Source organism: Methylobacterium sp. P3_A11, from assembly GCF_056403155.1.
The window spans coordinates 13870-36143 of the sequence record NZ_JBFUGA010000050.1 but is presented as its reverse complement, the minus strand read 5'-3'; the positions used below and the strand labels follow the sequence as shown (position 1 = coordinate 36143).

21 protein-coding genes are annotated in these 22274 nt (G+C 70.8%); 13 read left to right on the top strand and 8 right to left on the bottom strand.

Translation table 11 applies throughout. From position 1 onward, the window contains the following. Window positions 1-25: 25 nt before the first annotated feature. From AC1DXK_RS16790 to AC1DXK_RS16780, 3 genes are read left to right on the top strand one after another with little or no spacing between them, the layout of a single operon-like run. Window positions 26-979 (top strand): lipid kinase, encoded by a 954-nt coding sequence (locus AC1DXK_RS16790; protein ID WP_477298395.1) that lies wholly within the window; start codon window positions 26-28, stop codon window positions 977-979. Then, the gene (locus AC1DXK_RS16785) at window positions 976-1746 is read left to right on the top strand and encodes a TerC family protein (protein ID WP_457107801.1); all 771 of its coding nucleotides are present in this window, start codon (window positions 976-978) and stop codon (window positions 1744-1746) included. Before AC1DXK_RS16790 ends, AC1DXK_RS16785 begins: the two co-directional genes overlap by 4 nt. Then, window positions 1739-2551: an ABC transporter substrate-binding protein gene (locus AC1DXK_RS16780; RefSeq protein WP_477298393.1), complete on the top strand. Its 813-nt coding sequence runs from the start codon at window positions 1739-1741 to the stop codon at window positions 2549-2551. Before AC1DXK_RS16785 ends, AC1DXK_RS16780 begins: the two co-directional genes overlap by 8 nt. Window positions 2552-2557: 6 nt before the next feature. Here AC1DXK_RS16780 and AC1DXK_RS16775 read toward each other — a convergent pair whose 3' ends face one another. After that, entirely contained in the window at window positions 2558-2755 is a 198-nt protein-coding gene (locus AC1DXK_RS16775) for a DUF2283 domain-containing protein (protein ID WP_457107803.1), read from the bottom strand. A 293-nt stretch (window positions 2756-3048) separates the two neighbouring features. Next, window positions 3049-5631, bottom strand: a complete 2583-nt coding sequence (leuS, locus tag AC1DXK_RS16770; RefSeq protein ID WP_457107804.1) for a leucine--tRNA ligase — start codon at window positions 5629-5631, stop codon at window positions 3049-3051. Window positions 5632-6075: 444 nt separating this feature from the next. Here leuS and AC1DXK_RS16765 point away from each other — a divergent pair, with 444 nt between their 5' ends. Then, window positions 6076-6828 carry a YggS family pyridoxal phosphate-dependent enzyme gene (locus AC1DXK_RS16765; protein ID WP_477298390.1) on the top strand — a complete coding sequence of 251 codons (753 nt, stop codon included), beginning with the start codon at window positions 6076-6078 and terminating at the stop codon, window positions 6826-6828. 3 nt (window positions 6829-6831) lie between these two features. Here the strand turns inward: AC1DXK_RS16765 and AC1DXK_RS16760 are convergent, their stop codons facing one another. Next, window positions 6832-7389 carry a L,D-transpeptidase family protein gene (locus tag AC1DXK_RS16760; protein ID WP_457107806.1) on the bottom strand — a complete coding sequence of 186 codons (558 nt, stop codon included), beginning with the start codon at window positions 7387-7389 and terminating at the stop codon, window positions 6832-6834. Between the two features lie 374 nt (window positions 7390-7763). Between AC1DXK_RS16760 and AC1DXK_RS16755 the strand changes: the two genes are divergently transcribed. From AC1DXK_RS16755 to holA, 9 genes are all read left to right on the top strand, one after another. Next, window positions 7764-8450 carry a response regulator transcription factor gene (locus AC1DXK_RS16755; protein WP_457107807.1) on the top strand — a complete coding sequence of 229 codons (687 nt, stop codon included), beginning with the start codon at window positions 7764-7766 and terminating at the stop codon, window positions 8448-8450. A gap of 65 nt (window positions 8451-8515) precedes the next feature. Further along, window positions 8516-9007, top strand: coding sequence for a cyclic nucleotide-binding domain-containing protein (locus AC1DXK_RS16750; RefSeq protein WP_457107808.1), 492 nt, complete (start codon window positions 8516-8518; stop codon window positions 9005-9007). Window positions 9008-9058: 51 nt separating this feature from the next. After that, window positions 9059-9904: a 2,3,4,5-tetrahydropyridine-2,6-dicarboxylate N-succinyltransferase gene (gene dapD, locus AC1DXK_RS16745; protein WP_457107834.1), complete on the top strand. Its 846-nt coding sequence runs from the start codon at window positions 9059-9061 to the stop codon at window positions 9902-9904. 25 nt (window positions 9905-9929) lie between these two features. Then, window positions 9930-10784, top strand: coding sequence for an alpha/beta fold hydrolase (locus AC1DXK_RS16740; protein ID WP_457107809.1), 855 nt, complete (start codon window positions 9930-9932; stop codon window positions 10782-10784). 168 nt (window positions 10785-10952) lie between these two features. Next, entirely contained in the window at window positions 10953-11825 is an 873-nt protein-coding gene (locus AC1DXK_RS16735) for an acid phosphatase (RefSeq protein WP_457107810.1), read from the top strand. Between the two features lie 130 nt (window positions 11826-11955). Continuing rightward, window positions 11956-14199, top strand: coding sequence for a TonB-dependent siderophore receptor (locus tag AC1DXK_RS16730; RefSeq protein WP_457107811.1), 2244 nt, complete (start codon window positions 11956-11958; stop codon window positions 14197-14199). A gap of 107 nt (window positions 14200-14306) precedes the next feature. Further along, window positions 14307-15263, top strand: coding sequence for an AEC family transporter (locus AC1DXK_RS16725; RefSeq protein WP_477298386.1), 957 nt, complete (start codon window positions 14307-14309; stop codon window positions 15261-15263). Window positions 15264-15447: 184 nt separating this feature from the next. Continuing rightward, complete coding sequence (locus AC1DXK_RS16720; RefSeq protein WP_457107813.1) at window positions 15448-15993, top strand: LPS assembly lipoprotein LptE; 546 nt, start codon at window positions 15448-15450, stop codon at window positions 15991-15993. A gap of 6 nt (window positions 15994-15999) precedes the next feature. Then, the gene (gene holA / locus AC1DXK_RS16715; protein ID WP_457107814.1) at window positions 16000-17043 is read left to right on the top strand and encodes a DNA polymerase III subunit delta; all 1044 of its coding nucleotides are present in this window, start codon (window positions 16000-16002) and stop codon (window positions 17041-17043) included. 184 nt (window positions 17044-17227) lie between these two features. Here the strand turns inward: holA and AC1DXK_RS16710 are convergent, their stop codons facing one another. From AC1DXK_RS16710 to mnmG, 5 genes are all read right to left on the bottom strand, one after another. Continuing rightward, window positions 17228-17428, bottom strand: coding sequence for a class I SAM-dependent methyltransferase (locus AC1DXK_RS16710; RefSeq protein ID WP_457107815.1), 201 nt, complete (start codon window positions 17426-17428; stop codon window positions 17228-17230). A gap of 234 nt (window positions 17429-17662) precedes the next feature. Continuing rightward, the gene (locus AC1DXK_RS16705; RefSeq protein WP_457107835.1) at window positions 17663-18556 is read right to left on the bottom strand and encodes a ParB/RepB/Spo0J family partition protein; all 894 of its coding nucleotides are present in this window, start codon (window positions 18554-18556) and stop codon (window positions 17663-17665) included. A gap of 61 nt (window positions 18557-18617) precedes the next feature. Continuing rightward, window positions 18618-19475 carry a ParA family protein gene (locus AC1DXK_RS16700; RefSeq protein WP_457107816.1) on the bottom strand — a complete coding sequence of 286 codons (858 nt, stop codon included), beginning with the start codon at window positions 19473-19475 and terminating at the stop codon, window positions 18618-18620. After that, on the bottom strand, window positions 19472-20107 hold the full coding sequence (rsmG, locus tag AC1DXK_RS16695) for a 16S rRNA (guanine(527)-N(7))-methyltransferase RsmG (protein ID WP_457107817.1): 636 nt from the start codon (window positions 20105-20107) through the stop codon (window positions 19472-19474). The genes AC1DXK_RS16700 and rsmG overlap by 4 nt, the downstream gene beginning before the upstream one ends. Beyond that, window positions 20104-22005, bottom strand: a complete 1902-nt coding sequence (mnmG, locus tag AC1DXK_RS16690) for a tRNA uridine-5-carboxymethylaminomethyl(34) synthesis enzyme MnmG (protein ID WP_457107818.1) — start codon at window positions 22003-22005, stop codon at window positions 20104-20106. The genes rsmG and mnmG overlap by 4 nt, the downstream gene beginning before the upstream one ends. Window positions 22006-22274 lie beyond the last annotated feature (269 nt).

Below are 22274 nucleotides of genomic sequence, written 5' to 3'. Positions count from 1 at the left end.
CGCCCCCGCCATCCGTGAGGCCGCGTTGAGCACCGCGCAGCGCCGGGCGCTCCTGATCTGCAACGCCAAGGCCCGCAACGGCGGCCTCGACCTGGACGAGGTGCGGCGGATCCTGCGGGCAGGCGGCATCGTGCCCGAGGAACCGCCCCCGGACGCCGATTGCCGCGACGTGATCCGCGACCGGGCCGGAGAGGTCGATCTCGTCATCCTCGGCGGCGGCGACGGCACCATGAACTACGCCGCCCCGGCCCTGGTGGAGAGCGAGCTGCCCCTGGCGATCCTGCCGCTGGGCACCGCCAACGATCTCGCCCGCTCCCTGAACCTGCCGCTCGATCCCCTGGCGGCGGCCCGCTTCATCCCCACCGCCGAGGCGCGGCCGGTGGATCTCGGCTGGGTCAACGGTCACTATTACTTCAACGTCGCCAGCATCGGATTCTCGGCCGAGCTCGCGGGCGAACTCACCGCCGAATCGAAGAAGACCTGGGGCGTCCTCGGTTACGCGGTGGCGGCCGTCCGGGTCCTGCGGCGGGTGCGCCCCTTCACGGTGACGATCGAGCACGACGGCAAGGTCGAGCGGGTCACCACCATCCAGGTCTCGGTGGGCAACGGCCGGCACTACGGCGGCGGCATGACCGTGGAGGAGACCGCGGCGGTCGATGACGGCAAGCTCGACTTCTACAGCCTGGAGATCAAGCACTGGTGGCGCCTCCTCGCGCTGCTGCCGGCCCTGCGGCGCGGCACGCACGGGCGCGCGGACGATGTACAGGCCTTCCACACGCAGGAGATCAAGCTCTCCACCCGGAAGCCCCGGCCGGTGAATACCGACGGCGAGCTGACCACCCACACGCCGGCGCATTTCAAGGTGGTCCCGAAGGTCCTCCGCGTCTTCGCCCCGGAGCCGGTGCGCGGCCCGTCCTCATTCGACCTTGCCACCCTCGGCAACCGCCTGTTCCCGAACAGCGAGGCGTCCAACCCGTGACCGACCTGCTCCAACTCGCCAGTCAACCTGCCGTCTGGGCGGCGCTCGCCACACTGGTGGTGATGGAGGTGGTGCTCGGCATCGACAACCTGATCTTCATCTCGATCCTCACCAACAAGCTGCCGGCCGACCAGCAGACCCGGGCACGGCGGATCGGGATCGGGCTGGCGCTGATCCTGCGGCTGGGCCTCCTCGGCACGGTGGCGTTCATCGTCCATCTGACCGAACCGGTCGTCTCGCTCCTCGGTCAGGACTTCTCCTGGCGCGACATGATCCTGATCGGCGGCGGCCTGTTCCTGCTCTGGAAGGCCACCAAGGAGATCCACCACAGTGTCGATCCCGAGCCCGACACGGAGACCTCCTCCGGGGGCAGCCTCGGCTTCGGCGCGGCGATCGGCCAGATCCTGCTCCTCGACCTCGTCTTCTCCATCGACTCGATCATCACCGCGGTGGGCATGACCGAGCATGTCCCGGTGATGATGGTGGCGGTGATCGTCGCCGTCGCGGCGATGCTGCTGGCCGCCGAGCCCCTCTCGGCCTTCATCGCCCGCAACCCCACCGTGGTGATGCTGGCCCTGGGCTTCCTGATCATGATCGGCATGACGCTGATCGCCGAAGGGTTCGGGGCGCATGTGCCGAAGGGCTACATCTACACCGCGATGGCCTTCTCGGCCGGCGTCGAGGGTCTGAACATGCTCGCCCGGCGGCGCCGGCGGGCGGCCCGGGGCGACGCGTCAGCGCCGGTCGGGCAGGCCCGGCGTGCCTGAGTTCGGACAGGGCGGCGCCCGGCGGATCGGCCTGGCACTCGTCCTGCTGATCCTGTCCGCGGGCGCACACGCGGAGACCAGACCCATGGCCCCTGACACGACGGTTCTGCACGATCTCGCCCCCACCGGCACGCTCCGGGCGGCGATCAATCTCGGCAACCCGGTCCTCGCGCAGGCGGGCGCGGGCGGCCCGGCGGGGGTCTCGGTGGATCTCGCCCGGGCGCTGGCCGCGCGGCTCGGCGTGCCGGTGGCGTTCGTGACCTACCCGGGGGCCGGTGCGGTCTCGGGCTCGGCGGGATCCGGGACTTGGGACATCTGTTTCCTGGCGATCGATCCGAAGCGGGCCGAGGGCATCGCCTTCACCGATCCCTACGTGCTGATCGCCGGCAGCTACCTCGTCCCGGCCGCCTCGCCCCTCCGGAGCCTGGAGACGGTGGATCGCGACGGCGTGCGCGTCTCGGTGGGGCGCGGCAGCGCCTACGACCTGTTCCTGACCCGCGCCCTGACGCACGCGACCCTGGTGCGGGCGCCGACCTCCGCCGAGGCGGTGACGGCCTTCGCGAGGGATGGGCTGGAGGTGGCGGCGGGCGTGCATCAGCCGCTTGCCGCCTACGCGGCGGCGCACCCGGAGGTGCGGCTGTTGCCGGGGCATTTCATGGAGATTCCGCAGGCGATGGGCCTGCCGGTCGGGCGCCCGGCGGGCGCGGCCTATCTCGAGGATTTCATCGCGTGGGCGAAGCGGGAAGGTCTCGTGGCCCGCGGCCTGGAGGCCAGCGGGCAGGATCCGGGGCTGGCGGCGCCCTGAGCGGGTTCAGGCGGCGGGGAGATGAGCCAGATCCGCGCCCGCAGAGAGGTGCTCCTTGGTATCGAGGACCTCGATGGCGACGACGCTGCCCTCCGCGTCGAAGTCGAGAATGAGGCCGGGCCGCACCTCCTCGCTCTCGCTCACCGCGGAATGGGCAAGGCGCAGATACAGGGCATCGGCCTCCGGATCGTACCTGACTGTCAAGTCTGCGCCTCGAGCCGCGATCGAGGGAAGGTGAGCGAGTCTGCGACGTCAACGCCGGTTCTTCAACATGCGCCCTGCATCGGGCCATCACCGCCAAGAGCCCCCTGCCCTCTTCTCCAATCCTCTACCGCATCCTGAGGTGCCGGAGCGCAGCGCAGGCCTCGAAAGAGCGCTCCAGCCGGCCGCGCGACCTCCGGAGCCCGCCTTCGAGGCGCGCTGCGCTCGCACCTCTAGATGAGGCCGAGGGTTGGAGAGATGCTTTCTGAAGGGCTTTCCGAGCCGGCGCGGGTCCTTCAAACCACCAAGTTCACGATCCGCCCCGGCACGACGATCACCTTCCGCGGCGCCTTGCCCTCCAGGACCTTCTGGACCGCCTCCAGCGCTAGGGTCGCGGCCTCCACCGCCTTGGCGTCGGCGTCCCGCGGCACGGTGACGTCCGCGCGCTTCTTGCCGTTGATCTGGACCGGCAGGGTGATCTCGTCCTCGACGAGGAGACCGGCTTCCGCCTCCGGCCAGGGCGTCTGCGCCACGAGACCCGGGCGGCCTAGGGCGACCCAGCATTCCTCGGCGAGGTGCGGCATCATCGGGGCGATGAGCTGCACCAGGATGCCGGCCGCCTCCCCGGCCGCCGTGGCCGAGACCGGGCCGCGCAGGCCGTCCTCCAGGGCGTTGGCCAGGGTGTAGATGTGGGCGACGCAGCGGTTGAAGCGCAGCCGCTCGATATCATCCTGCACGGAAGCCAGGGCCCGGTGGGCGGCCTTGCGCAGGGCGAGGTCGGCCGTGCCGTCGCCGGTCGCCGCGCGCGCGGCGTTCACCAGCCGCCAGACCTTCTGGACGAACCGGGCCGCCCCCTGCACGCCCTCCTCGGTCCAGATCACGTCGCGCTCCGGCGGCGAGTCGGAGAGCATGAACCAGCGCGCCGTGTCGGCCCCGTAGCTCGCGATGATATCGTCGGGGTCGACCACGTTCTTCTTCGACTTCGACATCTTTTCGATCGGGCCGATCGTGATCGGCGCCTGAGTTTTCACGTGAAACGCGCGGCGCTCGCCCTCCTCGGTGGCGAAGCGGATCTCGGCCGGCGGCACCCAGGCGCCGGCCGCGTCCTTGTAGGTCTCGTGGACCACCATGCCCTGCGTGAACAGGCCCGCGAAGGGCTCAGGCGTGCCGGCCCAGCCGGTCTCGCACATCGCCCGCATGAAGAACCGGGCGTAGAGCAGATGCAGGATCGCGTGCTCGATGCCGCCGATATACTGGTCCACCGCCAGCCAGCGATCGACCACGGCGCGGTCCGTGGGGGCGTCGGTGAGCCAGGGCGCGGTGAAGCGGGCGTAATACCAGGACGAATCGACGAACGTGTCCATCGTGTCGGTCTCGCGCCGGGCCGGCGCGCCGCATTGCGGGCAGGGCACGTTGCGCCACGCCGCGTCGCGCTCCAGCGGGTTGCCGGGCTGATCGAAGGAGACCGCCTCGGGGAGCCTCACCGGCAGGTCGGCCACCGGCACCGATACCGGGCCGCAGGACTCGCAGTGGATGATCGGGATCGGGCAGCCCCAGTAGCGCTGGCGCGAGACGCCCCAGTCCCGCAGGCGGAACTGCACCTTGCGGGTGGCGATCCCCTCCCCTTCGAGCCGCTGGGCCACCGCCTCGAAGGCCTCTTCCGTGCGCATCCCGTCGAGGAAGCGCGAATTGATCATCCGCCCGTCCTCGACATAGGCGGTGTCGGTGATCACGAAGCCGGCCGGATCCTGTCCCTCGGGGCAGACCACGGGCGTGTTGCCGAGCCCGTACTTGTTCGCGAAATCGAGGTCGCGCTGGTCGTGCGCCGGGCAGCCGAACACCGCGCCGGTGCCGTACTCCATCAGTACGAAGTTCGCCACGTAGACCGGCAGTTCCCAGGACGGGTCCAGGGGATGGCGAACGGTCAGGCCGGTGTCGAAGCCGTGCTTCTCGGCCGTGTCGATCGCGGCCTGGGCGGTGCCGGTGCGGCGACACTCCTCGATGAAGGTCTGCAGCTCGGGCCGGTCGGCGGCCAGCGCGGCCGCCAGCGGGTGGTCGGCCGCGATCGCCAGGAACTTGGCGCCGAACAGCGTGTCGGGCCGGGTCGTGTAGACGGTCACCGAATCGGCGGCCCCGGCCACCGGCCGGGCCAGGGCGAACCGGACCTCCAGCCCCTCGGAACGGCCGATCCAGTTCTTCTGCATCAGCCGGACCTTCTCCGGCCAGCGGTCCAGCCCGTCGAGGGCGGTCAGCAGGTCCTCGGCGAAATCCGTGATCTTGAAGAACCATTGGGTCAGCTCGCGCTGCTCCACCAGGGCGCCGGAGCGCCAGCCGCGCCCGTCGATCACCTGCTCGTTGGCCAGCACCGTGTGGTCGACCGGGTCCCAGTTCACCTTGGCGGTGCGGCGGGTGACGAGGCCCTTGTCCAGGAAATCCAGGAACATGCGCTGCTGGTGCTTGTAGTAGTCGGGATCGCAGGTCGCGATCTCCCGGCTCCAGTCGAGCGACAGGCCCATGGCCTTCAGCTGGTCGCGCATCGAGGCGATGTTGGCGTAGGTCCAATCCCGCGGGTTGACCTTGCGCTCCATGGCGGCGTTCTCGGCCGGCAGCCCGAAGGCGTCCCAGCCCATCGGGTGCAGCACGTTGAAGCCGCGGGCGCGCTTGTAGCGGGCGACCACGTCGCCCATCGCGTAGTTGCGGACGTGGCCCATGTGGATCCGCCCCGACGGGTAGGGGAACATCTCCAGCACGTAGTATTTCGGGCGCGGGTCGCCGTTGTCGGTCTCGAACAGGCGCTGCGCGGCCCAGGCCTCCTGCCAGCGCGGCTCGGAATCCTTGGCGTTGTAGCGCTCGACGGGCTGGGGGGCGGTGCTGGTCATGGATCCGGCTGGGTCAGGGGCTCGGCGGCGGCCACAGGAGCCGGCGCGGCACGGTTTGCGCCGCGATAGCATATCTGCGCCGGAGCCGGTCAACGCGGCGCGCGATTCGGGCTTGCGCGGGGCGCGCGAACGCATAGGTCCGCATGACGGGACAGAGAACACGACGAGGGCTGCGCCGGGGTGCTCCCGATCTCATCCCTCATCCTGAGGTAACCGCGTGAGCGGGCCCCGAAGCCTCATCCTGAGGTGCCCGCGTGAGCGGGCCTCGAAGGAGGGCTCCAGGGATCGCGGTGGCTTCTGGAGGGCTCCTTCGAGGTCTCCGCTGCGCTCCGGCACCTCAGGATGAGGGTTTGGGTTGGAGAGGCGCCGCCCGGATTGGTCCGTCCTCGTGTCTTGGACCGTTGGGCGCAGACCGGCGCCCGGCAGCGACAGGACAGGCACGCCATGGACGACGCGACGACTGGCACGACGGCCCCTCCGACCGATGGGATGGGCCACAGGACAGACAAGCTCCCCGTCGGGCAGGCCGATGTCGCGGCCGGGCTCGCCGAGGTGCGGGCGGCGATCGCCCGGGCGGCCGAGGATTCCGAACGCGATCCGGCGACGGTCCAGCTGGTGGCCGTCTCCAAGACCGTGCCGGCCGAGGGCATCCTGCCGGCCCTCAAGGCCGGGCACCGCGTCTTCGGCGAGAACTACGTCCAGGAATCCACCGGGAAGTGGCCCGACCTCCGAGCCCGCTATCCCGATGTCGAGCTGCACCTCGTCGGACCGCTGCAATCCAACAAGGCCCGCGAGGCGGTCGCCCTGTTCGACGTGATCCACTCCCTCGATCGCCTGTCCCTGGCGGCGGCGCTCGCCAAGGAGATCGAGCGGTCCGGCCGCACGCCGAAGCTCCTGATCCAGGTCAATACCGGCGCCGAGCCGCAGAAGGGCGGCGTCCTGCCGGACCAGCTCGCCACCCTTTTGTCCGAGTGCCAGGAGACCCACGGGCTGGCCATCCAGGGGCTGATGTGCATCCCCCCGGCGGAGGATCCGCCCTCGGCCCATTTCGCCCTGCTGGCCCGGTTGGCGAAGGCGCACAACCTGCCGATCCTCTCGATGGGCATGAGCGCCGACTTCCCGGCGGCGATCCAGCTCGGCGCCACCCATGTCCGGGTCGGCACCGCCATCTTCGGCGCGCGAACCCGGAAGACCTGAGCCTCAGCCGATCCGCAGATGCGTCCGCGGCCCGAGGCGCCGGAGCAGCCGCAGCAGGTCGGCCCGGGCCAGGGCGACGCAGCCCTCCGTGGGGCGGTAGCCGTCCCGGGCGATGTGCAGGAAGATCGCCGAGCCCCGCCCCTTCCGGATCGGGGCGCGGTTGTAGTCGAGGTCGATCACCACGTCGTAGAGTCCGTCGTCCCGCCACATCGACTCGGCGCTGATTCCGGGGGCCGGCAGGCGGATCGGCCGGTTGTAGCGGCGGTCGCGGCGATCGTCGCACCAGCCGTCGGCGGGCCTGGTCGCCCGCAGGGGCAGCGCCGTGCGCGGACGGATCCCGAGATGGTCGGGCCGGTAGGCACCGCCGCGCAGGCGGAAGCGGCCGCGGGGCGAGCCGCCGTCGCCCTCGCGCTTGTCGCCGACGATCCCGCCCGACCCGAGGGCACAGGGAATCACCGCTGGGCCGACCAGCAGCTGCCCGCGTCGCCGGTCCCCGACGATCGCCCGCACGCGGATGTCCCCCAGGGTCAGGCGGACGGGTTTCCTGCTCGGCCGCCGCATGTTTCCCCTCCCGAACCCACCCGGTCCGGCGCGCCTTATGCCCGAGATCCGCATGCCCAACCGATGAAAATTGCGCGCAAGGCAACTTCCGGCCACAAAGGGCGCCCTATTTCTCGGTCGAACCCGGGCCGCCGAGCCGGGATTCGGGAGCCAGCCCACCGCCTCGCCGTGTGGACCGACGCCTCGATCCCGGAACGGAGCGCCCCGATCCCGCAGCCCCTCCACCGTGGCGATGGCCGCGGCGGCGAAAGGATGCGGAAACACGAGCCTTGGTAGAGTCGCGACGCGATCCTGCCGAGATCCTGACGTCATCGCATGCTGAACCCGGCAGGCGGCACTCGCCTCTCCCGCAGCATGCTCTGGGACCCCGGACGATGCCGAATGCCTACCGCCTGCTGATCTGCGACGACGACGCGATCCTGCGCGACACCCTGACCGAGCAGCTCGATCTCTGCGACGAGTTCACGGTCCTCACCGAGGCCAACGCCACGGACGCGATCCGGCGCGTCGCCGCCGAGCGCATCGACCTCGCCGTGATGGATGTCGGCCTGCCCGATCTCGACGGGCGCGAGGCCGTGCGCCGGATGCGCGCCGGCGGCTTCCGCGGCCCGGTGATCATGCTCACCGCCCAGGATTCCGAGGCGGACCATGTCGAGGGGCTGGAGGCCGGCGCCAACGACTACGTCACCAAGCCGTTCAAGTTCGGCATCCTGCTGGCCCGGATCCGCGCCCACCTGCGCAGCCACGAGGCCTCCGAGGACGCGGTGTTCCAGATCGGACCCTACACGTTCCGGCCCGGCGCCAAGCTGCTGGTCGGCGAGCGCGGCTCGAAGCTGAAGCTCACCGAGAAGGAGACCGCGATCCTGCGCTTCCTCTACCGGGCGGGACGGGCCGTGGTGAACCGCGACACCCTGCTGGCCGAGGTCTGGGGCTACAACGCCCAGGTGACCACCCACACGCTGGAGACGCATATCTACCGGCTGCGCCAGAAGATCGAGCCGAACCCCGCCACCGCCGCGATCCTCGTGACGGAGGGCGGTGGATACAAGTTGCTGCCCTGACGAATTGAAGCTTTACGTGTAGGCGATCCGGCAGGTTCGCGTATGCGCAGGGTGGTGAGGCGTTCTTGGGGCTCGACGACGATATCGCGATCCTCGCGGCCGCGCCGCTGTTCGGCTTCCTCGACCGGGACGCCCTGCGCCTGCTGACCTTCGCGGCGGAGCGGCGCGACCTGGCGGACGGCGACCTGCTGTTTTCCCGCGGCGATCCGGCCGAGGGCGGCTTCGTGGTGATGGCGGGGACGATCCGGCTCGCCCCCCGGATGCCGGGGGCCGAGCCGGTGCGGGCCGGACGCTCGGCGCTGATCGGTCAGCTCGCCCTGTTCGTGCGCGGGACGCGCCCGACCGAGGCCCGGGCCGAGGGCAGCGCCGCGGTGATGCGGATCACGCCGATGCTGATGCGCCGGGTGCTGGAGGAATTCCCCGCCGCCGCGCAGGCCGTCCACGACACCCTGGCGGACGACCTCGCCGGGCTGGTGAGCGACCTCGATCAGGTGCGCGAACTCCTCGAGGTCATCGACGGCATCTCGTCAGGTGACAGCTCCGGTGACCGCTTGTAAGCACGGGCTCCCGCCGCAAGAGTTCTGACCCTGTCCATGTCCCAGGCTGGCCTGCCCCATTCCGATCTCGCCCAGACCATCGAAGCCGCCTGGGAGGACCGCGCCAACATCTCGACCGCCACCCGGGGCGCGGTGCGCGAGGCGGTCGAGGCGGCTCTGGACCTGCTCGATTCGGGCCAGGCCCGCGTCGCCGAGAAGAGCGGCAACCACGACTGGGTGGTGAACCAGTGGCTGAAGAAGGCGGTGCTGCTCTCCTTCCGTCTCAACGACATGGCGACGATCGCGGGCGGCCCCGGCGGCGCGCCCTGGTGGGACAAGGTCGCCTCCAAGTTCGCCGGCTGGGGCGAGGCCGAGTTCCGCGCCGCCGGCCTGCGCGCCGTGCCGGGCTGCTTCGTCCGCCGGGGCTCCTACATCGCGCCGGGCGCCGTGCTGATGCCGAGCTTCGTCAACCTCGGCGCCCATGTCGGCGAGGGCACGATGGTCGACACCTGGGTGACGATCGGCTCCTGCGCGCAGGTCGGGAAGAACTGCCACATCTCCGGCGGCGCCGGCATCGCGGGCGTGCTGGAGCCGCTCCAGGCCAACCCGGTGATCATCGAGGACGACTGCTTCATCGGCGCCCGCGCCGAGGTGGCGGAGGGTGTCATCGTCGGCCAGGGCAGCGTCCTGTCCATGGGCGTCTATATCGGCGCCTCCACCAAGATCGTGGACCGGACCACCGGCGAGGTGATGTACGGCCGCGTGCCGCCCTACTCGGTGGTCGTCTCGGGCACAATGCCCGGCAAGGCGCTGCCGGACGGCACGCCCGGCCCGGGCCTCTACTGCGCGGTGATCGTCAAGCGCGTCGATGCCGGCACCCGGTCGAAGACCGCCATCAACGAGCTGCTCCGCACCTGATGTCCTGACATTCGAAGGCGGTCCGATGGAGACGCAGGCGCTGAACCTCTCGGTGGCGGGCCGTCCGGTGCCGACCCCCTGCGACAGGATCGGCGACGGTCCGGAGGCGCTCCTGCTCCCGGCCCTGTCGACGATCTCGGCACGCGCCGAGATGCGGGACCTCGCCCGCGCGCTGGCGACCGACTACCGCTGCCTCGTCCCCGACTGGCCGGGCTTCGGCGCCCGGCCGCGGGCGCGGGTGCCGCTGGCCCCGGACACGTTCCACGCCTTCCTGGACGCGCTCCTCGCCGCAGCCCCCGGCCCCTATGCCCTCGGGGTCGCGGCCGGGCACGCCGCCGGCTACCTGGTCGCGGCCGCCCGGCGCCATCCGCACGCCTTCGCGCGGCTGGTCCTGATGGCGCCGACTTGGCGGGGGCCGCTGCCCACCGCGATGCCGGGGCGGGTGCACTGGTTCCCGCGCATCCGCCGGGCCGTGGAGGCCCCGGTCCTCGGCGAGGCGCTCTACCGGGTCAACATCAGCCCGCCGATCATCGGCCGGATGATGCGCGCCCATGTCTACGCGGACCCGGCCCGCGTCACGCCGGCGGTGATCCGCGACAAGCACGCGATCACCCGGCAGCGGAACGGCCGCTTCGGCACCGCCGCCTTCGTCACCGGCGGCCTCGACCCGGTCGGCAGCCGTGCCGCGTTCCTGGCGCTGTTCGGCGACGGCCTGCCGCCGACCCTGGTGCTGCGCCCCGACGGGGCGCCGCGGCGCTCGGGGGCCGAGATGGATGCCCTGATCGCCGAGGGTCGCGTGACCGGCGCCGCGATTCCCGGCGCCCTCAGCCCGCACGAGGAATATCCCGGCGCGGTCGCAGCCGCGATCCTGGGCGCCTGAGCCAGACGATCGCGGGGGCCGGCCGGGTGTCCGTGACAGGCGGCCGGGATCGGCACCGCCACCCTGGACAGACCCATCGACCTGTGCAGGGACTGGATGCGCCGGCCGAACCGTTCCTCCGGCAGCGGGCGCGGCCCGCAGATTCCATCCGATAGAGCCCCGGATCCGATGCTGCGCACCCCGTCCCTGGCCCCCCTCGCCCCGGCAGCCCTCGCCCTCCTCCTGGCCTTCGCCGTCCGGGCCGAGGAAGCGCCCCACCCGGCCGCCGCGCCCGCCGCCCCGTCTCTCGGGTCCGACACCCTCAAGCCCGGCAAGCCGGCCGTGAAGCCCTATCTGCCGGATGCGGCGCTCCCCGACGCGGTCCAGCTCCTGCCGTCGCCGCCGGCCCACGACGCACCCCTCGACAAGGCCGACCGGGCGGCCTTCAACATCACCCGGACCCTCAAGGGCAGCCCCCGCTGGGACCTCGCCGCCAACGACGTGGCCGAGGGCGCCGCCGCGGTGCTGGAGAACTTCGCCTGCGTGCTCGGCACCCGCATCGATCAGGCGCGGGTGCCGGCGGTGATCAACCTCCTCGAGCGCACCCGCCTCGACCTCGCCCGGGCGACGCGGGCGCCCAAGGTGCATTACCGCCGCCTGCGTCCGTTCGTGGGCAACGAGGCGCCGATCTGCGTGCAGCGCAGTCAGGCCCTGGCCGACAGCTTCAGCTACCCCTCGGGTCACGCCACCCAGGGTTGGGCCTACGCGCTGATCCTGGCGGCGCTCGTGCCCGAGAAGGCGACGCCCATTCTGGTCCGGGGCCGGGCCTATGGCGAGAGCCGGATCGTCTGCGGCGTGCACTGGCTCAGCGACGTGGCGGCGGGACGCCTGACCGGCACCGCGGTCTTCGCCGCCCTGATGGGGGATGCGACCTTCCGGGCCGATCTGGAGAAGGCCCGGGCCGAACTCCGCGGTGCCCTCGCGGGCTCCGGGACGTCCCCCGATCAGGCCGTCTGCACCCGGGAAGCGGAGGCCCTGCGGGAGCCGCCGCTCGAGTTCTAGCCTCGAACCGTTCCAGATTTGAAGCCTTCTAAGTGTGTGATTTCTAACACGTTTTCGGCTTGATCAAGACCCCGTGAACGGTGGTACGGCAACCCCAGCGCCGCGTCAGGGCGCGTTTCGGGGTTTCCGAATGTCATACCGTATCGCCCAGTCCGGCCTGCTTCTCGCCACCACGGCCCTGACCACCGTCATCGTCCCCCAAGCCGCGGCGGCGCAGGGCGCCGCCGTGCAGCTCAACGAGATTTCCGTGGAGGCCGCCCGGCCGGCCGTCGCGGCTCCGACGGGTCTCGGCAGCGGCGGCGGCAATGTCAGCGGCGGTGATGGGGGCAGCGCGGCGACCAGCGGCGGCGGCGGCGGACCGTCCGGCATCACCGGCTACGTGGCGCGGGTGAGCCCGGCCGCCACCAAGACCAACACGCCCCTGATCGAGACCCCGCAATCGGTCTCCGTGGTCACCCGCGAGCAGCTCAACGACCGCAACGTGCAGAGCCTCAACGAGGCCGTGGCCTACACGCCCGGCGTGTCGAGCAACGTGTTCGGCTTCGATCCGCGGGCCGACGCGTTCTACATCCGCGGCTTCGCGGAGACCTATGACGGCGTGTTCCGCGACGGCCTGCGCCAGACCGGCGTCGGCTTCGCGGTTCCCCGGATCGAACCTTACGGAACGGAGGCCCTGACGATCCTGCGTGGGCCGGCCTCCGGCCTCTACGGCCTGGGCTCGCCCGGCGGCATCGTCGACGTGACCAGCAAGCGGCCCGTTTTCGCTCAGTTCGGCGAGGTCTGGTTCCAGGGCGGCAACTTCGACCGCTTCCAGGGCAATTTCGATGTCGGCGGCCCGGTGGAGGGATCGGACGGCACGATGGCCTACCGGCTGACCGGCGTCGCCCGGCAATCCAATACGTTCCTGCCCGGCCCCGGTGTCCGGGACGACCGTTTCACGATCGCGCCCGCCTTCACGTGGCGCCCCACCGCCGACACGACCTTCACGCTGCTGACCGAGTTCCAGGAATCGAACGTCCCGGGCAATGCGAGCTTCTACAACTTCCCGGGTTTTCGCGTGTCGCGGATCTACTCGGGTGACGGTGCGCTCAACACCTATCGGACGGATCAGCACCGGATCGGTTACGCTTTCGAGCACCGGTTCTCGCCGGACCTCATCCTGCGGCAGAACTTCCGCTATTCCGGCGTCGACGCCAATTTCTCGTACACGCAGGTCGACGCGGTGACGGGCCTCAGCGCGCAGCGGTCCACCGGGCTGTTCAAGCAGTCACTGGCCTCCTTCGCGGTCGACACGCAGCTCGAGGGCCACCTCCGCACCGGCCCGGTCGCCCACACGCTGCTGGCCGGCATCGATTACTACCACTACGACTTTTCGAGCGTGGCCGGTTTCGGCGTGGCGCCCGACCTCAACCTGCTCACCCTGAACTACGGCCGCCAGCCGATCGCGCGCCCCGCCGTCGATCGCTCGTCGCGGCAGGCGCAGGACCAGGTCGGGGTCTATTTCCAGGAACAGGCAAAGGTGGGGAAATTCGTCCTGACGCTGACCGGGCGCCAGGACTGGGTCGCCTCCGACACGGCCAGCATGACGCGGGGCGTGGTCGCCGGTCCGCAGAGCCAGAACGACAGCGCCTTCACGTATCGGGCCGGCCTGAACTATGAACTCGCGCCCGGCCTCGTACCCTACGCGAGCTACGCGACGACCTTCACCCCGCAGGTCGGTGTCAACACTGTCACTGGCCGCCCCTACAGGCCCGCCACCGGCGATCAGATCGAGGCGGGCGTGAAGTACCTGATCCCAGGCACGAACATCAGTGCCGGCATTGCGGGCTTCGACATCACTCAGACGAGCATCCTGCGCCAGGATCCCACGAATTTTGCCAACCAAGTAGCGACCGGCGAGGTCAATTCGCGCGGCTTCGAGATGGAAGCGACGGCAAACTTCGCGCCCGGGACCAACCTGACGCTCGCTTACACCCATCTCGACTTCCGCTTCGTCAAGCAGACCTCGGCCGTCACCGGGGCGGCAATCGACGGGAACCAGCTCTCGGGTATCCCGGGTGACACCTTCGCGTCGTTCCTGACCTACCTGTTCCCGCCCTCCTCCGCGTTGCGGGGTCTGACGATCGGCGGCGGCATCCGCTTCAATGCCAACAGCTTCGCCGATGACGAGAACACGGTGCGCAATCCGACCGTGACTCTGTTCGACGCCTTGGTCGCCTACGATTTCGCGGCGCTCGACCCGAAGTACAAGGGTTTCCGAGCCCAGATCAACGCGTTCAACATCTTCGATCGCGACTACACGAATTGCCAGGCCGGCTTCTGCTACCGCGGCGCCCCCGCCACTTTGATCGGCAGCCTGATCTACCGCTGGTAGTCCCAACCGGGGCGGGTGCGGGCATGGCAGGCCCCCGTCCCCGGCATTGGAGATCGGTACGGAAACCGTCCTAAGGCCGGAGCATCGTCCTCCGATCCGGACCCGCCATGCTCTCGACCCTTCTGGTCGTGCTGCCGATCTTCGCCCTGATCTTCGCCGGCTGGCTGGCCCGGCGGATCGGCGTGCTCGGCTCCGCCGCCACCACCGAACTCAACCGGTTCGTGGTCTTCCTGGCCCTGCCGGCCCTCCTGTTCGACGTGACCGCCCACGCCCAGTGGAGCGCCATCTGGAAGCCCGGCTTCATCGGGGCCTTCGGCCTCAGCAGCCTCGCGGTCTTCGCCCTCACCGTGCTGATCCGGCGCGGGGGAGGGCGGCCGCTGGCCGACGCGGCCGTGGACGGCCTCAACGCCGGCTACGCCAATACCGGGTTCATGGGGTTTCCCCTGGCGCTCGTCGCCTTCGGACCGGAGGCCCTGGCCCCCACCACGGTGGCGGCAATCCTCACGGTCTGCGGTGTGTTCGCGGTGGCGATCGTACTGATCGAAACCGCATTGCGGCGCGAAGCGGTCCCGTCGGGCGGGAGCGGTCCCTGCCGCCCCGTCTGGCAGGCGGTCGGCGGCTCGTTGTTKCGCAACCCGCTCCTCGTGGCACCGGCCCTGGGCGCCCTGGTGCCGAGCATGGGCCTCACCGAGCCGGACGCCGTGGAGACGTTCCTGAAGCTCCTGGGCGGGGCCGCGGCGCCCTGCGCCCTCGTGGCCCTGGGCCTGTTCCTGGCCCAGAGCCGCCGTCCCCAGGGCCGCCAGGGGTGGGAGACAGGCCTTCTCGTCGGCCTGAAGCTCGCCCTTCACCCGCTGCTCGCCTTTGGGCTCGGCCGCTTCGTGTTCGACCTGCCCCCCCTCCTCCTGCACACCGCTGTGCTGATGGCCGCGCTGCCGACCGGCACCGGGCCGTTCATGCTGGCAGAGTTCTACCGGCGCGAGGCAGACCTGACCGCCACCGTTGTGCTGGTCTCGACGGTTCTGGCGGTCGTCACGGTCTCGGCCTACCTGGCGGCCATCGCCTAGGATTTTCGCACGCTTCGTGGGTCCGCGGTCCTGGCGGAGGGCCACATTCCGAAACCCGGCGACCACGCTCTCGCCGCAGACGAACCGTAGCAGAGGAATCGTAACACATGGATCCTAGCGTCGTGGCGCGGCACGCCGTGTCCGCGCTAGAACGATCCGGCAAGCGGGGGCGGAACGACGGCTGATGGTGGGTTCGGGAGTTTCGATCGCGGGGCGGATGATCCGCCTCGCCTGTGCGACCGGCTTGGCGCTCAGCCTCTCGGCCTGCTTCCGGCCGCTCTACGGGCCGACGGCTTCGGGTGAGACGGTCCAGGCGCTGCTCGCCTCCGTCCAGGTCGACGAGGTGGCGATGGCCCAGGGCCAGGAGCGCCTCGGCCATTACCTGCGCAGCGAGCTGGTCTTCGACCTCGACGGCTCGGGACAGCCGGCGACCAAGCGCTACCGGCTGAAGCTGTCGGGCTCCGAGATCGTGCAGACCCCGATCGTCTCCTCGACCACGGGCCGCGCCGAGGCCGGCACCCTGGTGGCCAACATCAAGTACAGCCTCGAGGACATGAGCGGCGCCAAGATCTACACCGAGGGCGTCGCCACCTCGACCGCGACCTACGACCGCTCGGTCCAGCGCTTCGCCAGCCAGCGGGCGGCGCGGGATGCCGAGATCCGTCTGGCGAGCGTGCTCTCCGATCAGATCAAGAGCCGCCTCGCCGCCGTCCTGTCGACGAAGCCGTAGCCCGGCGTGACCGCGGTCAAGGCCGGCGAGATCGAGGGGCTGATCCGGCGCGGACCCGATCCGCGCATCCCCGTGATCCTCGTCTACGGACCGGATACCGGTCTGGTGACCGAGCGCGCCCGCAAGCTCGCCGAGGATTTCGTCCCCGACCCGGCGGATCCCTTCGCCCTGGTGCGGATCGACGGCGACGCCCTGGCGGCCGATCCGGGCCGGCTCTGCGACGAGGCCGGGACGATGGGCCTGTTCGGCGGCCGCCGGTCGATCTGGGTCCGTCCGGGCACGCGCAACTACGCCCCCGCCGTCGAGGCCGTGCTGGGCGCGACGGTGGCGGATGCCCGCATCGTCGTGGAGGGCGGCGACCTCGCCAAGAACAACCCGCTGCGCACCCTGTGCGAGCGCTCGCCCCGGGCGCTGGCGATCCCCTGCTACGCCGATGACGAGCGGACGCTCTCGGATCTGATCGAGCGCACCCTCCAGGACCGCGGCCTGCGCATCGACCGCGCCGCCCGGGAGGTCCTGGCCCGCAGCCTCGGCGGCGACCGCCGGGCGAGCCTCATGGAGATCGAGAAGCTCGCTCTCTACGCCGCGGGGGAGGGCGGCGGGGACAAGACCGTGACCCTCGACCATGTCGAGGCCGTCACCAGCGACGTCGCGGCGAGCGTGCTCAGCACCCTGATCGACGCCGCCTTCGACGGCCGCCGCGACGCGGTGGAGCGCGACTACCGGCGCTTCCGCCACGAGGGCCTCGACCCGGGCGTGGTGCTGGGGTCGGCGCTGCGGCACGCCCTGACGCTGCTCACCACCCGCCTCGACAATCCCGACAAGACCCCCGCCATGATGGTGGCGACGTGGCGCGGGCTGCATTTCAAGCGCAAGGCCAGCCTTGAGGGCCAGCTCGGCGCCTGGCCGCCCGGCACGCTCCGACAGGCCGTGGCGGCCCTGCAGGAGGCGGTTCTCGCCTGCCGGCGGGCCGAACCCGATCTGGCCCACGCCCTGGCCTCCGCGGCCCTGCTGCGGGTCGCGGAGGCCGGCGCGCGGCGGCGACGATAGCGCCCCGTTTCAGGCGCCGTCAGCGCCCCCGGACTGGCGGCGCGCGAGCCACGGCCCCCCAGAACAGGCTGGAGAAGAAGCGGGTCGGAGGCCCGAAGCCGACCGCGTCCAGCAGGGTTGCGACGGCCGCCATCAACAGGGCTGGCTCGCATATGCATCTTGGTTTCCGGCGAGCATCAGGGGCTCACCCGGCTTCAGGCGCACGGCGATGGATTGCAGCGATCGCCCGCTGGTCCGCTTCGCCCGGCAGATGCTGCAGCACGCCGATCAGGGCCGCAGCGTCGTAGGCTACGTCACGGGGGAGGGCATCCACCGTCCCACGGACGATCTCGGTTCGGTCGCGGAGTCCGTCCTGCGCCAGCCGCGCGACCGAGCGATCCATCATGGCGTCGGACGGATCGACCGCTGTGAAGTGCAGCCTGGCTCGAGGGCCGCCGCGGTCAGGATCTCGGTGCCGCTGCCGCCCGCGCCGACGATCAGCAGCCGCGCCGCCGTGCCGCGGCCCAGGACGGCGACCCCCGTGCACTACTCTGCCCGGACCAGCCAAGATCGCGCGGACGGCGTTGCGCCGGCCTTCGGAACAGCACGCCGACCGTGCGCGGCGCCAGCCTGGACTTAATCAGCCATTCGAGACTTGGAAGCGGTCGAGCAGGGCCTGCAGCTCGTCCTTCGTCTCGTAGCGGATGCGGATCTCACCCGAATCGGCGTCCTTGGGCTTGTAGGAGACCGGGACGCCGAGCGCCCGGTGCATCCGCAGCTCCAGGTCGCGCACCGGGGCAGGCCGCTCGGCGGACAGGCGTGGACGGCCGGGGCGGGGCGCTTCCGTGGGTGCGGCCTCCGCGGAGGCGATGGCCTCGACATCCCGGACCGACAGGCCCTCGGCCACGACGCGGCGCGCCAGCGCCTCGGGATCGCGCACGGCCAGCAGCGCCCGGGCATGGCCAGCGGTCAGCTCGCCGGCGGAGACCCGCTCCTGCACGGAGAGCGGCAGGTTGAGCAGCCGGAGCGTGTTGGCCAGGTGGCTGCGGCTCTTGCCGAGGATTTCGGCCAGCTCCTTCTGCGTGTACGAGAAATCCTTCATCAGGCGCTCGTAGCCGGACGCCTCCTCGATGGCGTTGAGGTCGGTGCGCTGGACGTTCTCCAGGATCGCGAATTCCAGGGAACCCCGGTCGTCGATCTCGACCACCACCACCGGCACCTCGTCGAGGCCGGCGCGCTGGGCCGCACGCCAGCGCCGCTCGCCGGCCACGATCTCGAAGGTGCCGGGCACGTCGCTGATCGGCCGCACGACGATTGGCTGGATGATGCCCCGCTGGCCGATGGAAACCGCGAGTTCCGACAGCTCCGTCTCGGCGAAACTCCGGCGCGGGTTGCGCGGGTTGGCACGCAGGAACTCGATCTGAACCCTGCGCTGCTCCTCGGCCTTGGCCGAGCCACGGCCCGCCTCGTTGAAGTCACCGATCAGCGCCGCGAGCCCGCGCCCCAGTCGAGGCTTCGCCCCCTCCTCCGCCATGATCGCCACCCGTGTCACGCTCCACATCCCCCCTCTTCGAACCGGAGGGGGCTCAAATCAATCAGGCCGCGGCCGGAACCCGGCCCTCGCGCTGGATCACCTCCGAGGCGAGGCGCAGGTAGGCTTGGCTGCCGGCGCATTTCAGGTCGTACAGCAGCGCCGGCTTGCCGTGCGAGGGCGCCTCGGAGATGCGGACGTTGCGGGGGATCACGGTCTCGTAGACCTTGTCGCCCATGAACCCGCGCACATCCGCCACGACCTGGGCCGAGAGGTTGTTGCGCGGGTCGAACATCGTCAGCACGATGCCCTGGATCGTGAGCTTCGGGTTCAGGGCGCCGCGGACCTGCTCGACGGTGCGCAGCAGCTGGCTGAGACCCTCCAGGGCGAAGAACTCGCATTGCAGCGGCACCAGCACCGCGTCGGCGGCCGCCAGCGCGTTGATGGTCAGCAGGTTGAGCGAGGGCGGGCAGTCGATCAGCACGTAGCTGATCCGGCTCAGGCTCGGCGCCTGGGTCAGGCTCTTCAGGACGCTGCGCAGCCGGTGCGCCCGGTCGGGCAGGGTGGCGAGTTCCAGCTCGAGACCGAGGAGATCCATGGTCGAGGGCGCCAGGGACAGCCGCGGCACCGCGGTGGGAACGACCGCCTGCGCCAGGGAGGCCTCGCCGGCCATGACCTCGTAGGTCGAGACCTTGCGCTTGGCGCGATCGATGCCCAGACCCGTGGAGGCGTTGCCCTGCGGATCGAGATCGATCACCAGCACGTCCTCGCCGATCGCCGCCAGGGCGGTGCCGAGATTGATCGCCGTGGTGGTCTTGCCGACGCCGCCCTTCTGGTTGGCGAGCGCCAGAACGCGCAGAGGGCGGCGCATGGATGAATCCATGGACCGGTCGGCGGGATCGCCGAGGATCGCTTCGCTCATCGGTGGCTCGGGGCGGCGAGGGCAGTGACGCGCACGATCCGGGCATCGGAATCGGTCCGGCTCGGCACGAGGTCGTTAACGACTGTCCACTGCGCGCTGGCCTGGGTCAATTCGGCTTGTACGTCCCGGCCCTTCGGAAACAGCCCGGTGGTGCCCGTTTTCAACAGAGGCTCGGTCCAGGCGAGGAGCTGCACCATCGGCGCGAGGGCGCGGGCGCAGACCACGTCGGTCCCGGCGTAGTCGCCGATCACCGCCTCGATCCGGGCGTTGCGCACCCGGGCCGGCGCTCCCGTGAGCCGGGCGGTCTCGATGAGGAACGCGCATTTGCGCGCGTTGCTCTCCACGAGGTCCACGCGGATGCCGCGCTCCTGGCCGGCGATGGCGAGGATCAGGCCCGGGATGCCCGCCCCGGAGCCGAGATCCAGCCATGTGCGGGCCTCCGGTGCCAGATCGAGGAGTTGCAGCGCGTCCTCGATGTGGCGGCTCCAGACTTCCGCCAGCGTCGCCGGGCCGACGAGGTTCTTGATCGGTTGCCAGCGCCGCAACTGCGCCACGTAGAGATCGAGCCGCTCGGCTGTTTCACGTGAAACACGGGAGGCCGCGAGGATGCGGGCGCGGTCCGGTTCGATCATGCCGAGAGCTGATCCACCACGGCCGGTAGCGAGCGCGCACCGCGCCGCGCATGGGCTGCCAGGAGCGTGAGGGCCGCCGGCGTCACGCCCTCGATGCGTGCCGCCTGTCCCAGGGTTCCGGGCCGTACGGTCTCGAGCTTCACCCGCATCTCGTTGGAGAGTCCCGAAATGGCCGCGTAATCCAGGCCCGGAGGCAGGCGGACCGCCTCGTCCCGACGGAAGGCCGCGATGTCGGCGTCCTGACGGTCGAGATAGACCGCGTAGGTGGCGTCGGTCTTCATCCGGTCGGCGATCCGCGGGGCGACCTCGGCGAGGTCAGGCCAGACCGCCGCCAGGTCGGCCCAGGCGATCTCCGGATAGGCGAGCAGCTGGAAGCCCGAACGGCGGATGCCGTCGCGGTTCAGGGTGATGCCGTGGATCGCTGCCTGGCTCGGCGTCAGACTCACGGAGTCGAGGCGGGCGCGGGTCGCGTCGAGGGCGGCCCGCCCGGCCGCGAAATGGGCGGCCCGACGTCCCCCGACACAGCCCAGCGCGATCCCCCGCGGCGTCAGGCGGGCGTCGGCGTTGTCGACCCGCAGGGATAGCCGGTATTCCGAGCGCGAGGTGAACATCCGGTAGGGCTCGCTGACCCCCTGGGTCACGAGGTCGTCGATCATCACGCCGAGATACGACTCCGCCCGGTCGAAGCCTGCGATCTCGAGGCCGCCCGCGTGACGGGCGGCATTGAGCCCGGCCACCAGCCCCTGGCCGGCCGCCTCCTCGTAGCCCGTGGTGCCATTGATCTGGCCGGCCAGGAACAGGCCCGGCAGGCGCTTCACCTGCAGGCCGACATCGAGTTCCCGGGGATCGACGTAATCGTACTCGATGGCGTAGCCGGGACGGAGGATCGCGGCCCGCTCCAGCCCCGGGATCAGGCGGACCAGGTCGCGCTGCACCTCTTCCGGCAGTGCCGTGGAGATGCCGTTCGGGTAGACCGTCGGATCGTCGAGTCCTTCGGGCTCCAGGAAGATCTGGTGGCCCTCCCGGTCGCCGAAGCGCACGACCTTGTCCTCGATCGACGGGCAGTAGCGCGGCCCCCGGCTGGCGATCCCGCCGGAATACATCGGCGAGCGGTGCAGGTTGGCGCGGATCAGGTCGTGGACGGCCCGGCTCGTCCGAGTGATGCCGCAGCGGATCTGCGGCGTGGTGATCCGCTCGGTCAGGGTGGAGAACGGCACCGGCTCGGCGTCGGCCTCCTGCATCTCCAGGCCGGACCAGTCGATGGTTCGCCCGTCGAGGCGCGGGGGCGTGCCGGTCTTCAGGCGTCCGAGGCGCAGGCCGAGGCGGTCGAGGGTCCGGGCCAGCCCGATCGCCGGCGCTTCGCCGACGCGACCCGCCGGGATCTGCCGCTCGCCGATGTGAATCAGCCCGCGCAGGAAGGTTCCGGTGGTGAACACCACCGCGGCGCAGGCGAGGGTGTGGCCATCCGCCAGGACCACGCCGTGGAGGCGGCCCTCCGGATCGAAAGCCAGATCCTCGCAGGCGCCCGCGACCACCGTCAGCCCCTCGGTCTCGGCCACCGCGGCCTGCATGGCGGCCGCGTAGAGCTTGCGGTCGGCCTGGGTCCGGGGGCCGCGCACCGCCGGACCCTTGCGGCGGTTAAGCAGGCGGAACTGGATCCCGGCCGCGTCCGCCACCCGGCCCATCAGGCCGTCGAGGGCATCGACCTCGCGCACGAGATGGCCCTTGCCGAGCCCGCCGATCGCGGGATTGCACGACATGGCCCCGATCGTCCCCGGATCGTGCGTGACCAGAACCGTGCGCGCGCCGCAGCGGGCAGCGGCGGCGGCGGCCTCGACGCCGGCATGGCCGCCGCCCACGACCGCGACGTCGAACCGGGCGGAGGAGGGGGTAAGCATCGGGGGACGCGCAGCCTCTGGCGGGATCTCACGCGGGCGAAGGGCGCCACGCACCCGGCCTGCCGGCGGTGCACGGCGCCGGAGACCGCGGTTCTGCGGACGGTCTAAGCGGGTCCGGGCAGGACGGTCAACGCGCGCTGTCCGCCTTCCGGCAGCCCCGACATTCCCGACGTGGCGATGCCGAACGGCACAGCCCACATGAATACAGTATTATTAGCGATATTTACGCCGAGTTATATTGTTCACTCAAGTTGAATTCTTGAAGGATG

Excerpts from the sequence above, each read along its gene's own strand:
- leuS (WP_457107804.1), bottom strand. The coding sequence starts at position 5,631 with ATGACCAGCACCGCCCCCCAGCCCGTCGAGCGCTACAACGCCAAGGAT.
- AC1DXK_RS16765 (WP_477298390.1), top strand. The coding sequence starts at position 6,076 with ATGGACGACGCGACGACTGGCACGACGGCCCCTCCGACCGATGGGATG.
- AC1DXK_RS16760 (WP_457107806.1), bottom strand. The coding sequence starts at position 7,389 with ATGCGGCGGCCGAGCAGGAAACCCGTCCGCCTGACCCTGGGGGACATC.
- AC1DXK_RS16755 (WP_457107807.1), top strand. The coding sequence starts at position 7,764 with ATGCCGAATGCCTACCGCCTGCTGATCTGCGACGACGACGCGATCCTG.
- AC1DXK_RS16740 (WP_457107809.1), top strand. The coding sequence starts at position 9,930 with ATGGAGACGCAGGCGCTGAACCTCTCGGTGGCGGGCCGTCCGGTGCCG.
- AC1DXK_RS16735 (WP_457107810.1), top strand. The coding sequence starts at position 10,953 with ATGCTGCGCACCCCGTCCCTGGCCCCCCTCGCCCCGGCAGCCCTCGCC.
- AC1DXK_RS16730 (WP_457107811.1), top strand. The coding sequence starts at position 11,956 with ATGTCATACCGTATCGCCCAGTCCGGCCTGCTTCTCGCCACCACGGCC.
- AC1DXK_RS16720 (WP_457107813.1), top strand. The coding sequence starts at position 15,448 with ATGGTGGGTTCGGGAGTTTCGATCGCGGGGCGGATGATCCGCCTCGCC.
- AC1DXK_RS16710 (WP_457107815.1), bottom strand. The coding sequence starts at position 17,428 with ATGATGGATCGCTCGGTCGCGCGGCTGGCGCAGGACGGACTCCGCGAC.
- AC1DXK_RS16705 (WP_457107835.1), bottom strand. The coding sequence starts at position 18,556 with ATGGCGGAGGAGGGGGCGAAGCCTCGACTGGGGCGCGGGCTCGCGGCG.
- AC1DXK_RS16700 (WP_457107816.1), bottom strand. The coding sequence starts at position 19,475 with ATGAGCGAAGCGATCCTCGGCGATCCCGCCGACCGGTCCATGGATTCA.
- rsmG (WP_457107817.1), bottom strand. The coding sequence starts at position 20,107 with ATGATCGAACCGGACCGCGCCCGCATCCTCGCGGCCTCCCGTGTTTCA.
- mnmG (WP_457107818.1), bottom strand. The coding sequence starts at position 22,005 with ATGCTTACCCCCTCCTCCGCCCGGTTCGACGTCGCGGTCGTGGGCGGC.